The 13,936-nt window shown below is 74.0% G+C and carries 8 protein-coding genes; 1 reads left to right on the top strand and 7 read right to left on the bottom strand.

Translation table 11 applies throughout. The features are described 5' to 3' along the window. Nucleotides 1-72: 72 nt before the first annotated feature. The 6 genes from KUM39_RS11105 to eccD all read right to left on the bottom strand — a co-directional run bounded on the left by KUM39_RS11105 (nt 73) and on the right by eccD (nt 8,081). A complete protein-coding gene (locus KUM39_RS11105) occupies nt 73-3,348 on the bottom strand; it encodes an AAWKG family protein (protein ID WP_217785330.1) in 3,276 nt (1,091 codons plus the stop codon). A gap of 50 nt (nt 3,349-3,398) precedes the next feature. Continuing rightward, nucleotides 3,399-3,848: a type VII secretion system-associated protein gene (locus tag KUM39_RS11100; RefSeq protein WP_217785329.1), complete on the bottom strand. Its 450-nt coding sequence runs from the start codon at nt 3,846-3,848 to the stop codon at nt 3,399-3,401. A 103-nt stretch (nt 3,849-3,951) separates the two neighbouring features. Continuing rightward, a complete protein-coding gene (locus KUM39_RS11095) occupies nt 3,952-4,263 on the bottom strand; it encodes a WXG100 family type VII secretion target (RefSeq protein ID WP_217785328.1) in 312 nt (103 codons plus the stop codon). A 103-nt stretch (nt 4,264-4,366) separates the two neighbouring features. Next, nucleotides 4,367-4,738, bottom strand: a complete 372-nt coding sequence (locus KUM39_RS11090) for a hypothetical protein (protein ID WP_217785327.1) — start codon at nt 4,736-4,738, stop codon at nt 4,367-4,369. Nucleotides 4,739-4,910: 172 nt separating this feature from the next. Further along, complete coding sequence (gene eccB, locus KUM39_RS11085; protein ID WP_217785325.1) at nt 4,911-6,530, bottom strand: type VII secretion protein EccB; 1,620 nt, start codon at nt 6,528-6,530, stop codon at nt 4,911-4,913. Nucleotides 6,531-6,701: 171 nt separating this feature from the next. Next, nucleotides 6,702-8,081, bottom strand: a complete 1,380-nt coding sequence (gene eccD, locus KUM39_RS11080; RefSeq protein WP_217785323.1) for a type VII secretion integral membrane protein EccD — start codon at nt 8,079-8,081, stop codon at nt 6,702-6,704. Nucleotides 8,082-8,302: 221 nt separating this feature from the next. Between eccD and eccCa the strand changes: the two genes are divergently transcribed. Then, complete coding sequence (gene eccCa, locus KUM39_RS11075; protein ID WP_246619954.1) at nt 8,303-12,478, top strand: type VII secretion protein EccCa; 4,176 nt, start codon at nt 8,303-8,305, stop codon at nt 12,476-12,478. A 31-nt stretch (nt 12,479-12,509) separates the two neighbouring features. On the opposite strand, the gene KUM39_RS11070 is transcribed toward eccCa, so the two are convergent. Further along, nucleotides 12,510-13,793, bottom strand: coding sequence for a S8 family serine peptidase (locus KUM39_RS11070; protein ID WP_217785321.1), 1,284 nt, complete (start codon nt 13,791-13,793; stop codon nt 12,510-12,512). Between the last annotated feature and the right edge of the window lie 143 nt (nt 13,794-13,936).

Below are 13,936 nucleotides of genomic sequence, written 5' to 3'. Positions count from 1 at the left end.
GGTTCGGGCGGGCGGGCGGTACGGCGTCTCGTGGGCGCCCTCGGTGTCAAGTCCAGTGTGGAGTGGGGGAGTTCAGCGGCCGAGGGAAGCGGGCAGGCCCTCCTCGCCGGTGCCCCACACGTCCTCCTCGCCGTCGGCCCGACCGGACTGGGTGGTGGGGCGGGCGCCGTAGCGGCCCGGTGTGCCTCCGGCGGAGCGGGTGGGCAGCACCTCCGGGTCCTCTTCCTCCTCCTCGAAGACCTCCTCGGGCGGTGCCGCGTACTGCTGGTAGCTGCCGCCCTGGATGAACGCGCCGTCGGCGTCGGCCTGCGCGTACGTCTCCCGGACGCGTTCCCCCTCGCGCCCGCCGCCCTGGTTCCCCATGCGGTTCATGCCCATCATCATCATGAGCGGGGACATCATGCCGCCGAGTGCCGCTTCCCCGGCGCCCCCCGCTTCTCCGGCGCCCGCGAGCCCGTCGGCCGTGAGCGGGTTCGCCAGGGCGGCGGCCTGCTCGGCGGCCGCGGCCTGCGCGGCGGCTGTCTCCGGGCTGGGCACGGTCTGGAACTGGCCGCCGGGTCCCCGCACGGTCGAACTGCCGTCGGGGAAGCGAGTGGTGGTGAATCCGTCGCCGCCGGTGGTCGCGGTCGTACCCGACGGGAAGTGCGTGGTGGTGGAGCCGTCGCCGCCGCGCAGCGTCAGCCCGTCGGGGTCGGCGCCCGAGGTCGGCAGATGGAGCCCACCGGTGCCGCCGGGACCTCCGCCTCCGATGCCCGCACCGCCGAGGGTCCCGGTGCCGATGCTCCCGAGGTCCGGCAGCGGGGGGAGATCCCCGACGGTGCCCGTGCCGGTGCCGCCGGTGCCTGTTCCCGTGCCGGTCGCGTCCGTGCCGGTGACCGTGCCGTCCGGGTTGACGGTGACCGTGGAGCCGTCGGGGTAGTGCGTGGTGATCGAGCCGTCGGCGCCGACCGAGGTGGACGAGCCGTCGGGGTTGACGACGCTCTGGCCGTCCCCGAGGTGCCCGGTGACGGTCCGGCCGTCACCGGTGGTCGTGGTCACGCTGCCGTCCGCGCCGACGGTGGTCGTGGAGCCGTCGGGGAACTCGGAGGTGAGGCTGCCGTCCGGGTTCTGTGTCATCGTCGTGCCGTCGGGCGCGGTGAGGTGGCTCACACCGTCGGTACCGGTGGTCCGCACGACGCCGTTCGGGAAGTGGGTGCTGGTGCTGCCGTCCGGGCCGGTCGTCACCAGGCTGCCGTCGGGGTTCTGGGTGACGGTGGAGCCGTCCGGGAGGTGCGTGCTGATCGTGCCGTCCGCGCCGACCGTGGTGGTGGACCCGTCGGGGTTGGTGAGGGTCTGGCCGGGGCCGAGCAGGCTGGTGGAGGTGGAGCCGTCCGCGTTCGTCGTGGTGACCGTGCCGTCCGGGCCGACCGTCGTGGCGGTGCCGTCCGGGAACGTGGTCGTCACCGTGCCGTCGCCGTTCTGCGTGGTGACGCTGCCGTCGCCGCCGCGCACCCCGGCGAGCGACGGATCGCCCGGGTTGGTCAGCAGGTCGCCGACACCGGGGATCGTGGTGGACGGTACGAAGCCGGGCGGGAGCGGTGCTTCCTGCCCCCCGGTGCCGAGGACCCCGCCGAGGCCGGTGCTTCCGCTGCCGTCCACGCTGGTCACGCCCGCACCGGTGAACGGGTCGGTGAGGCCGGTGATGCCGTCGGACGAGGTCGGGAGGGTGCCGCCCATGCCCGCGAACGCGTCGCCCGCGCCGGTGGCCGTCAGGTCACCTCCTCCGAACGGACCGCCGGAGCCGAACGGGTCGCCGCCCGCGAACACGTTGCCCGGTCCGCCGCCCAGCGAGGCGTCTCCGCTGCCGGAGAAGACGTCGGTCAGGCCCTGCCCTACGTTGCGGAATCCGTTGTCGATGTCCTGGGCGAACCTGTCCAGTCCGTCCCCGATGCCGCTGAAGCCGTCCCCGACCCCGGCGCCGAACTCGTCCAGCCCGGCGTTGATGCCGTCGCTGAACCTGTCGAGGCCGTCACCGAAGCCGTTCAGACCGTCGCCGAGCCCGTTCACGCCGTCGCCGAGGCTGTTGATCCCGTCGCCGAGGCCGGTCAGTTCGTCGGTGAGGTCGTCCTGCGCCTTCTTCCCCTCCTCCGCCGCCTTCCTGGCCTCCTCCTCGGCCAACTCCTCCTTCTCCTGCCGGTATTCGTCGGCCAGCGACGGGCTCGCCCCGCTGCCGAAGGTGAAGGAGCTGTCCCAGTTGGGGTCCAGGACCCGGCTCCAGGACTGCTGGAGGCCCGTGACCTCGGTACGGGCGGGCGCGTCCAGGTTGTTCTCGATGTTGGTGCGCCAGCGCCGCACCGCCTCGTTGGCCAGGCCCGCCCAGGTGCTGGTGTCCTTCGGGCTGCCCCAGGCGATGGTGTCGGTGTAATCGCCGCCGGTGGTGTAGTTCCACACCGTGGGACCGGAGTTGCCCATGTACCCGCCGGTGTGGGTGCCCCTGCCGGTGACGTTGGGCGCCTGCACGGTGTTGGCCCAGTCGGCGACCTCCGCCAGCAACTTGGCCAGCACCACCTTGGGTTCGGGGTCGATGGGCACGTTGTCGGTGCCGCCCCTGGCCAGGTTGACGGTGACCGCGCCCGCCGTACCGCCGGTGAACTTGCCGAGCTGGGTGCGCAGATGGTCCAGCGCGTCGTAGAGCGACACCTCGGCGCCGATCACCGAGTCGCCGAACTTGGTGGTGGCGACGTACCCGGTGCTCTTGGCGGTGTGCTCCGGGGCGAAGCCGGGCGGGGTCAGCGCCGTGGTGAAGGTGTCGTACTTGTCGTGCAGGTCGGTGATCAGATGCCAGAACACCCCGGCGGCGGTGCCCTTCCACGAGGCGTTCTCGTCACCGAGGCTCTCCGCCCACTGCTTGAGCGTCTCGGTGTGCCCCTTGAAGTAGGCGCCCGCCTTGTCGAACGACTGGGCCAGTGTGGTGAACGAGGTCAGGTCCACCACGTTGTCCGAGGTCGGATCGCCGCCGTCCGTACTGCCGTTGACGGTGCTCCGGTGGCCGTCCAGCAGTTCGTGCAGCGCGTTCTGCGAGCGGACCACGTACCGGTGCCCGTCGGTGTCCTTGAAGGTGACCGTCGCCTGGTACTTGTCCAGCGAGTCGCCGTGCCCGGTGAAGAACTGGATCGTGCCGCCGGAGTCGGTCAGTTCGGAGTGCAGACGCAGGTCACCGCCGCTGCCCAGCCCCAGGCGCTTGATGTCCACGTCCAGCCAGGGGATGCCACTGGTGCCCTTGGTGTCCGCGATCGACCCGCGGTCGGGCAGCGTGAAGCCGGTCATCAGACCGATGATGTTCTCCCAGTTGTCGGCCGATGCGGCCATGACGCGGTCCTCCGGGGTGACGAGGGGCTGGGCGGCGGGAGCGGCGGGTGTCAGACCTTGGCGGAGGCCGGGCCGGAGCCCGTGCCCGAACCGCCGTTCATCTCGAAGTCGTAGTCCTTGATCGCCGTCAGGAACTTCTGGCCGTCGATGCCGGACAGGCTCTCGCCCTGCGTCTTCAGCATCGTCGTGATGACGTTCCCCAGTTCGCGGCGGAGATCGGTGAACGCCTCGTGGTGGTGGTTGAGCACCTGGTCGATCGCCTTGGCCGCCGCCTTGGCGTTGGCGACCACGGACGCGCCGCCGGTGTTGTCGTCGCCGCTCATCTGGCCCAACTGGACCGGATGCGGGGATGCCTGGAGGTCGTACAGGGCCGGCGGGGTCTGCCCGGCCTTGCGCATCTGAACGATGTCGTCGATGAAACGGTCCACGTCGTTGTCCATGAAGGCCTGGAGCGCCGTGGCGTCCAGTGCCGTCAGGTCCGGATCTCCTACGTCGGTCATGCTGCCGCCCTCCCTGCTGCCGGTGGGCCGCACGGACCGCCGCCCCGGGGCCCGGCCCGCCGCACGGGATCGGCGGGCCGGGCCCCGAGGGGCGGCCGCGCGGTCAGAAGCGGATCTCCTCGAAGCCCTGCGCGTTGCGGTTCACCGTCTGCCGGTAGTTGTCCGAGATGCCGTCCAGCGTCGTCGCGTGGTTGGCGAGGATCGTGCTGAGCGCGTTCACCTCGGCGTTCCAGGTCGGCTGGACCTTGGTGTAGTAGACCTCGCGGTCGGGACCCAGCCAGGTGCTGATGATCGAGGCGAGCTCGCCCTGCAGGTCGCTGATGATGCCGGCGATCTTCTGGGTCTGCGCCTGCATCTCCTCGGTGAAGGTGAGCGCCTGACCGTGATCGATGTAGATGCCGTCCTCGGCGGGCATGGTGCACTCCAGACGAAGGTGGGAAGGGGCGGAACGCCCCCGGGACGAGGGCCGTCCGGCCCTCGGGGCAGGGGCCGGGGAAGCCCCCCTGGGGAGGTGCGGGTCAGTTGCCGGACAGCGCGTTGTAGACGCCGTCCGAGACCGAGCCGTGCGTGATCGACAGGTGGCCGGTCTGCTGGACCGCGCCCATGTTGTCGCTCTGGCTCTTGTTGGATGCCTGCATGCTGTTGTCGAGCTGGTTCTCCATCGCCTCGCAGGTCGCCTTGATGCGGTCCACCTCGGCCGACCAGTTCGCCATGACCTGGGCGTACGCCTGGCCGTCGGGTCCCTGGTAGTGCGCGGCGAGCGTGGTGGCCGCGTCCGCGACCTGCCCCTGGATCGCGGTCATCTTCGACCGGGCGCTCTCCAGGAACTGCACCGCTTGGCTGTATGTCGCCGTGGACGACTGCTGCAGATTGCCGGTGGGGGTGCTCATACCGATGTCCTTCCCGGTAAGCAGGCGGCACCGGCGCGTGCCGCCCGGGGCGCCGACGCCCGGGGCGTCGCACGCGGGACCGGGGGACAGCGGTTGGTGACGCACTGGCATCGCGTGTGGAACGGCTGGTGGAACGTCAATCCGCTTTCATATGAACAGATATGATGGCACGTTACGTGTGTTTCTCCAGTGGCGTGCCGTGACGAGGATTCTGTGCGTTGCTTACCGGCACGCGAACAGAAGGTGTTCCGGAGCTGTACGCGGCTTGTCCGGCGGGGACTTTCCCCGAGGTCCCGGCGGTCCCGGCGCACCCCGCGAGCGTGGTCGTCACCGCCCGCCCGGACAGCGCGTCGCGCTGCGAGAGATCAGGGCCCGTCGGCACCATCGACAGCAGCGGCGACGGCAGCCCGCGCGCCCGCGTCACGTCGTAGCCCAGCGCCCCTGCCGCCTTCGCGTCCGCCAGCAGGTACTTCACCCCGGCGTCCGTGACCAGATACGTCGTCGAGCCCACCGGGGACCCGGCCGCGTCCAGCGCCCGCACCAGGCTGCCGCCGCTCGGCGGCACCAGCACCGCGTCCACCGGCCGACAGGCCGGGGCGGCGGGCGCCTGCGGGCCGCCGCCCCGGACCCCGGACGCGGCGGGCGCCGACAGCACCCCGAGACCGACCCGCACCCTCCGCGCCCGCCCGGCGCCGCCCGCGCCCGGGGCGGACACCGCCCCGTCCACCCGGACGCAGGCCGCCCGGCCGCCGTCCAGCGGCACCAGCACCGGCGGCGCCTGCGGCAGCACGTCCGACACCCCGGCCGGGGCGCCCCGCACCAGCGCCCCGCCGAGCGCGTCCGCCGCGATCGGCACCGCCACCGGGGCACCGCCGCCGTACGCCGACACCCGCTCCTCCGGGGACGCCAGCACCAGCGCCGCCTGCGTGGTGCTCACCGGTACCAGACCGGCCCGCTGGAGCAGGTAGTACTGCTTGACCGCGCCCGGTGTGTCCACCACGAACACCTGCCCCACCTTCGTGGGCCGCCCGTCCAGCCGGGGCCCGGCGGAACCCCGGCCCGGCACGGCGGGCGGCGCCAGGTCCGCGCTCGCGGGCACCGCGTCCAGGAACGCCGCCGACACCGGCAGCGGCCGTGCCGTGCCGTAGCCGAGGGCGTCCGCCGTCGCCGTGCCCGCCGCCAGCCGGAACCGGTTGCCGTGCCACAGCAGATACTCCCGGTCGTCCGGCCCGCGCACCAACAGCCCCTGACCGGAGCCCAGTCCGGCCGCGCCCCGGTCGCCGTCCACGGTCAGCGTCGTCGTCGGCACGGTCCCGCCGGACGCCGTCGCGGCGGTGCCGGCGCACACCTGCCACGGCCCGCCGTCCACCCGGCCCGCCGGGGGCAGCGCGTCCGGAGCGCCGTCGATGCCGACCGCCCCGCCGCGCGCCGTGCCCGCCAGCGACGCCGACGGCACCGTCCGCGAGGCGAGCCGCTCGCCCACGATCAGCCGCGCCGACGCGTAGTTGCGCACCGGGCGCAGCGTGCCGTCGTACAGATACCGGTTGCCGGTGCCCGCCTCCACGATCAGCGTCCTCGGGTCCCGCCAGGCGTCCGAGCCGCCCGGCGAGATCAGGCCGAACACCAGGAACCCGACGGCGAGCACCGCGCCCAGCGCCCCGCCGAACGCCATCGCCCGGTTGGTACGGCTGTGGGGCCCCTCCGGCGCGTCCGGGTCGGTGCGCATCAGGCCCGTGGTCAGCCGGCCCACCACGAACCGGTGGGCCTGAACCTGGTCACGTCTGGTCTGCACGGTTCACGTCCTCTTCTGCGCACGGTCGTTGAGAAAGTTGTCGGCGAGAGGCGCGGGGACCGCGAGAACACGGGTCCGGCGTACGGCCCGACCGGCACGGCGTACGGCACGGCCGGTGCGGGGTATGGCACGGGGTACGGCACGGCCGGTGCGGGGTGTCGTCGGCACCCGTCAGCCCTTGATGCCGCGCAGGTCGGCGTAGACGCCCAGCACCCACAGCACCGACGGCAGCAGCCCCACGGCCGCCGCCGACTGGAGGAGGTCACCGGCCCGCCCCCAGTACGGCAGGATGCGCCGTCCGGGCACCGTCCACGCCACGACCGCCACCAGCACCCCCGAGGCGAGCAGCGCCGCCACCGCGACGAGCTGTCCCCGGGCACCGCCCGCGAGCGCCGCGCACACCGTCAGCAGTACGGCGCCGAGCGCGCCCGGCAGCACCAGCGACAGCCGCTGCCAGGCGTTGCCGAGGCCCCGCCCGTGCAGCACCAGCAGCAGCGTCAGCAGCCCGCCCGTCAGCAACTGAGGGGTGCCCGGCCTGGTCGCCAGCGCCGCCAGGCACAGCGCGCACACCACACCCACCGCCGCGTACAGGCCCGTCATCCAGTGGTCCGTGGCCCGCGTGCGCGCGGTCACCTCCTGACTGGCGTACGGCTCGATTCCCTCCCGCAGCTGTTCCGCGTTGCCCGGCAGCGGCGGCAGCCGCAGCCCCGCCAGCGAGAACGACAGCATCGGCACGAACGCCCCGAACACCACCGCCGGGACGGCCACCGCCGCGCCCGCGCCGTCCAGGCCCGTGTCGCCCATGACCGTCATCAGACCGCCGCCGATCAGCCCGGCCGGGGCGAGCACGATGCCCGGCACGAACGCCACCGCGTGCGACGCCACCGCCGTCAGTGCCAGCGCCGTCGCCACCCCCCACGCCGCCGACGCCGCCAGCCAGCGCGGGCCCGGCTGGGCGCCGCCCACCGCCAGCGCCGCCGCCAGCGCCGCGAACGGCCCGGTGGCCAGGCCCAGCAGCACCGCGCCCGGCGGGTCCTCGAGCACCCGGCCCGCCGCGCCCGCCCCGGCGAGCGCCAGCAGGGCGGCACCCGCCGCGAGCGCCGCCCGCGACCCGGCGTCCGCGCCGGACAGCGCCAGCAGCACCACGGCGCCGGTCAGCACCGCCAGCAGCACCGCCCGCAGCGACCAGCGGCTCACCGTCGGCGACCAGCCGTGCGGCAGGCCCCGGATCGTGGAGGTCACCCCGTCCACCAGGTTGTCGAACCGCACCGGCGGCAGCGTCTCGGCGAACGGGCGCAGCAACAGCACCTCGCCGTCGCGCAGTTCCAGCGACTGCGGGGTGCCCTCCGGGTCCAGTGCCGCGCCGCCGATCCGCTGCAACGCCCAACCGCCGTGCTCCAGACCCGACTCGGGCAGATCCGCACCGGCGTGCCCGACGATCGCGGGCAGCAGATCGGCGAGCGGGATGTCCGACGGCACCGCCAGATCCAGGGCCGCCGCGGGAGCCCGCACCGTCAGTCTGCACAGTCCCGCCACCGAGCTGTCGCTCATGCGCCGCCTCTCCTCAAGAGCACCGGGGGAGTCGGGCGGACGCCGACGGGCCGACGGGCGCCCCCGCCGTCACATCAGGCACGGACGTTACCGGCGCCGGGTGAAGCGGCGGCGACGGTACGGTAAATATGAGGTTTCCTTCAGGGAGTTGGCCGGACACCCGGACATGCTCTGATGCGTCGGCGACTCCCGAACAGCCCATGAGGTGACCTTCGTTGAGCCTGGTGCACTTCCGCAGGCCCGCCCGCCGGGGCGGCCCCGAGATGCCCGAGGGCGACCTGGCGCTCCAGGAACCCCCGGTGATCAGCGAGCCGCAGCCCGCGGGCAACGCGATGATGACCTATCTGCCGATGGCGATGATGTCCGGTGCCGTCGTGCTGCTCTACACCCGCCCCGGCACCGCCTCCAGCCCCATCACCTACCTCATTGTGGGCATCATGGTGCTGGCTATGGGCACCATGCTCGTCGGGCAGTTGCTGCGGGCCGGGACCGACCGGAAGAACAAGCTCAAGGGCGCCCGCCGCGACTATCTCCGCTACCTCGGCGCCCAGCGCCGCCGGGTCCGCCGCGCGGTCGCGGACCAGCAGCGGGCGCTCGCCTGGCGGCACCCCGAACCGGGTGCGCTCTGGTCGTTCGCCCGCACCTCCCGGCTGTGGGAACGGCGGCCCGGCGACGAGGACTTCGCGGAGGTCCGGCTCGCCGTCGGCGACCAGCGGCTGGGCCTCCGGCTCACCGCGACGGCCGGTAAACCCGTCGAGGACCTCGACCCGCTCACCGCGCACGCCCTGCGCGCCTTCATCAACGCCTACTCCACCGTTCCCGACCAGCCGACCGCCGTCTTCCTGCGCACCTGGGCCCGCGTCCTGCTGCGCGGCGACCGCGACACCGTGGCCGGTGCCGCCCGCGCCCTCGTCGCCCAGCTCGCCGTCATGCACGCACCGCAGGACCTGGTCATCGCCTTCTGCGTGGCACCCGAACGGCGCGGTGAGTGGGACTGGGCGAAGTGGCTGCCGCACACCCTGCACGCCCACGACAGCGACGGCGCCGGACCGGCCCGGCTGATCGCGGGCACCGCCGCCGAACTGGAGGACCTGCTCGGCGAGGAGTTCACCGAGCGGCCCCCGTTCGACCCGGCCGCGTCCCCCGCCAAGGACGAACCCTTCACCGTCGTCGTCCTCGACGGCGGCCAACTCCCCGCCGGACACCGCCTCGACCGCGGCGGATACCGCAACTGCGTGGTCATCGACCTCGCGGGAAGCCTGAGCTGGCGACCGGGCCGGACCGTGCTCCGGCTGCACTTCGACGCGGACGGAGTTGGGACCGGGGACGGCACCGGGGCCGGGGACGAGAGCGGGCCCGGCGGGACGGGCGCGGGTACGGTCACGCGGGGCGGCGGCGCTTCGGGTACGGGCGTTCCGGCTGCCGTTGCCCCGGCCTCGGCCGGTCCCGGCGTCGTAGGTCTCGTCCGTACCGACCGCAACCGCAAGGAGACCGTCACCCCGCTGGGCCGGGCCGACCGGCTCGGTCCGGCGGCGGCCCGCGCGCTCGCGGCCGTCCTGGCGCCGATGCGCACCGGTGACACCGCCGAGGCCGCGCGCCCCCTCGAATCGGACATCCAGCTCACCAGCCTGCTCGGCATCCCCGACCTGCACCGGCACGACCCGGCCGCCTACTGGCGGCGCAGGACCGGCTCCGAACACGCCCGGCTGCGGGTGCCGATCGCCGTCGGAGCGGACGGCCGCCCGGTGGACCTCGACATCAAGGAGTCCGCGCAGGGCGGCATGGGCCCGCACGGCATGCTCATCGGCGCCACCGGCTCCGGCAAGAGCGAACTGCTGCGCACCCTCGTCCTCGGTCTCGCCCTCACCCACTCCTCGGAGACCCTGAACTTCGTCCTCGTGGACTTCAAGGGTGGCGCGACCTTCCTCGGCCTGGACGAACTCCCGCACACCTCCGCCGTGATCACCAACCTCGCCGACGAAGCCGCCCTGGTCTCCCGCATGCAGGACGCGCTGCACGGCGAACTCGTCCGCCGTCAGGAGCTGTTGCGGGCCGCGGGCAACCACACCTCCGCCCTCGAGTACGAGCGTGCCCGCGCCGCCGGTGCCCCGCTCGCCCCGCTGCCCAGCCTGTTCGTCGTCGTGGACGAGTTCAGTGAACTCCTGGCAGCACACCGGGAGTTCATGGACCTGTTCGTCATGATCGGCCGACTCGGCCGCTCCCTCGGCGTCCATCTGCTGCTCGCCTCGCAGCGCCTGGACGAAGGCCGCATGCACCAGTTGGAGAGCCACCTGTCGTACCGGATCGGGCTGCGTACCTTCTCCGCGATGGAGAGCCGGGGCGTGCTCGGTGTCCCCGACGCCTACGAACTGCCCCCGCAGCCCGGCAGCGGCTTCCTCAAGAGCGGCATCGAGGCGCTCACCCGGTTCCGCGCCGCGTACGTCTCCGGCGCCTACCGGCAGCGGACCGGGGCGCTCGCCCAGGCGCAGGTCGCCAGCCAGGTCGTCCCCTGGACCGGGGAGTGGGTGGCCACCCGGCAGCCCGCGCCCGAACCGGACCCCGCGCCGCCCGCGCCCGGCCCACAGGTCTCCGAGCCCGACGCGGGCGACAACGCCCTGCTCGCCGTGGCCATCGGCCGGCTCCGGGACGCCGGGCCGCCCGCGCACCAGGTGTGGCTGCCTCCGCTGGACCTGCCGCCCACCCTGGACACGTTGCTGCCGCCGCTCGCCCCCGAACCCGGCCACGGGCTGACCACCGCGGGCTCCGTGCGCCGGGGCGGCCTCACCGTGCCGGTCGGCATCATCGACCGGCCCTTCGAGCAGCAGCGCGACCTGCTCACCGTGGACCTGTCCGCCGCGGGCGGGCACGTCGCCGTCGCGGGTGGGCCGCAGAGCGGCAAGTCCACGGTGCTGCGCACCCTGATCACCGCGCTCGCGCTCACCCACACCCCGCGCGAAGTGCAGTTCTACTGCCTGGACTTCGGTGGCGGCACGCTGTCCGGGCTCGCCGGGCTGCCGCACGTCGGCTCGGTCGCCGGGCGCGTGGACCACGAACGGATCGGCCGCACCCTCGCGGAGATCACCTCGCTGCTGGGGCGGCGGGAGCGGTTCTTCCTGGAGCACGGCATCGACTCCATGCCGACGTTCCGGCGGCGCCGCGCGGCCGGGGAGTTCCCCGACGAACCGCACGGTGACGTGTTCCTCGTCATCGACGGCTGGTCCACGGTTCGCCAGGACTTCCAGGACCATGTGCCCACGGTCAACCAGATCGCCGCGCGCGGCCTCAGCTACGGCATCCACCTGATCACCAGCACCGCCCGCTGGGTGGAACTCTCCGCACAGATCCGCGACCAGTCCGCGACCCGGCTGGAGCTGCGGATGGGCGACGCGCTCGACTCCGCGGTGGACATCCGCAAGGCCGGTACCGTGCCCCGGCTGCCCGGCCGCGGCCTCACCACCGACGGCAAGCTGCACTTCCTCGCCGCCCTGCCCCGCATCGACGGAGTGGAGAACCCCGCCGACCTCGCCGACGGTGTCGCGGACCTGGTGGCAGCCGTCGCGGAGAACTGGACCGGGCCCGCCGCACCGCCCGTACGGATGCTGCCGACCCGGCTGCCCGCCACCGAACTCCCCTCCCCGGCAGCCGCGCCCGCCGCCCCGAGCGGCAAAGGCGGCGGGACGCGCGGGTTCCGGGTCCCGATCGGCGTGGAGGAGACCGAACTCGGCACCGCCTGGCACGACTTCACCGACACCCCGCACCTGGTGTCCTTCGGTGACGCGGAGAGCGGCAAGACCAACCTGCTCCGGCTGTTCGCCCGTACCGTCGCCGAGCGGTTCACCCCCGCCGAGGCGCGCATCCTCGTCGTGGACTTCCGCCGCGAGCTGATCGAGGCGGTCCCCGAGCCCTACCGACTCGGGCACGCGGTCTCCGTGGACCAGCTCCGCGAACTCGTGGACGGCGTCGCCCGCGCCCTGCGCACCCGCGCGCCGGGTCCGGAGATCACCCCGGCCCGGATGCGGCAGGGCGACTGGTGGAAGGGGCCGCGCCTCTTCGTCCTCGTCGATGACTACGACCTCGTCGCCAACCCCATGCGCAACCCGTTCGAGCCCCTGATGGAACACCTGCCGCTGGGCTACGAGATCGGTTTCCACATGGTGCTGACCCGTTCGGCGGCCGGTGCCATGCGCGGCATCAACGATCCGCTGGTCCGCCGCATGCTGGAGGTCAACACCCCGGGCCTGCTGCTGTCCTGCCCGCCCGCCGAGGGCTACCTCTTCAACAACACCAAGCCCCGCATCCTCCCGCCGGGCCGCGGCCTCTACATCACCCGCCGCACCACGGTGCAGGTGCAGACGGCGATGGTGGAGGAGGAAGGGACGGGGGCGGACCTGTTCTGACCGGTCCGTACGGAGCGGGTGGCCCGGCGGCTCAGACCTCGCGCGCCGTCGCCGCCCGGGTGCGGCGGCGCAGCAGGGACGCGGCGCCCAGCACCAGCGCGATGAGCAGCGCCGCGCAGGTGATCAGGGTGGCGCGGCGGCCGGGTGCGGGGTCCTCGCGGGGGACGTGGAGAGAGATCGCGGACCCGGCGGACGGCCGGGCCGCCGACGCCGGGGACCCGCCCGACGCGGACAGCGCGGCGAAGGGGTCCAGGCGGGGCACGGGCGCCGGATAGGCGCTCGCGGTCAGCCGCGCCGCCACCTCGGGTGCCGTCAGATCGGGGCGGTAGGAGCGCAGCAGCGCCGCCGCTCCGGCGGTGAACGCCGCCGCCACGGACGGGCCGTTGCCGAGGTAGTTGCCCCGGCCGGACGGGCCGATGCCGGTCACGCCGACACCGGGCGCCGCGAGATCCGCGCGCACCGGGCGGGCCGCGTCCTCGGGACGGTCACCGAGGACGTCCACGTCCACCACGGACAGCACCCCGGACCGCGCGGCCGGCCACATCGCCACGGGCGGCGGCTCCTCGCCGTCCCCGCCCGTCGTCCGCGGCGGGTCGTCCGGTGTGGCGGCGGCCACCACCAGCGCGTCCTTCGCCGCCGCGTGCCGCAGCGCGTCGTCCAGCGCCCGGGTGCTGCGCGGGAACGCCAGTGACACGTCGATGACCTGTGCGCCCGCGTCCGCCGCCGCGCGGATGCCCGCCGCCACGGCCGCCTCGTCCGGTGTCCCGTCGGCCGCCAGCCCGCGCACCGCGAGGACGCACGCGTCCGGCGCCACCCCGCCGAACCCGCCGCCCGGCGCGGGGGCCGCCGCGATCAGACCGGCCACGAACGTGCCGTGCCCCAGACAGTCAGCGCCCGCCGCACCCGCCGCAGTGACCCGCCCGGCCAGCGCGGGCGCCTTCCGCGACACCCCGCTGTCCACCACGGCCACGGTCACCCCGGCCCCGGACGCCAACTGCCGCGCCCGGCCCAGGCCCAGACTCGACTCCGCCCACGGCACCTGCGGCACCACGGTCGCGGACGGCCGCACGCAGCCGTCGCTCAACGGCTCGAAACGAGACGGGATCACCGGCAGCCGGATCGCCGGGGGAGCGGTCGCGTCCGCGGACGGCAGCGGTGTCGGCACGGGGTCCGCATGCGCCGACCCGGCCCCGGCCCCGTATCCGGTCGCGGCCGTGAGCAGCACCAGCGCCCCGGCCAGCACGGCACGCAGCGGCCGGACCGTCGCACGTCCCCCCGTCCGCGCCGTCACGCGGTACGCAGTCCTGGAAGCCATGTCGTCTCCGTCCCGATGTCCCCGCGATGGCCGCGACGACCATTCGATGTCCCCGCGCGCGCCCGTCCCGGTCCTGCCGTGGACGGCCCGTATCGTACGGGCCTCCACCGGCCCCGAGCCGACCTGTACAGGACGAAAGGGCG

The sequence above is a fragment of the Streptomyces corallincola genome (assembly GCF_019104725.1).
In the GTDB taxonomy this organism is placed as follows: Bacteria; Actinomycetota; Actinomycetes; order Streptomycetales; family Streptomycetaceae; genus Streptomyces; species Streptomyces corallincola.
This window is presented reverse-complemented; position numbering and strand designations above follow the sequence as displayed.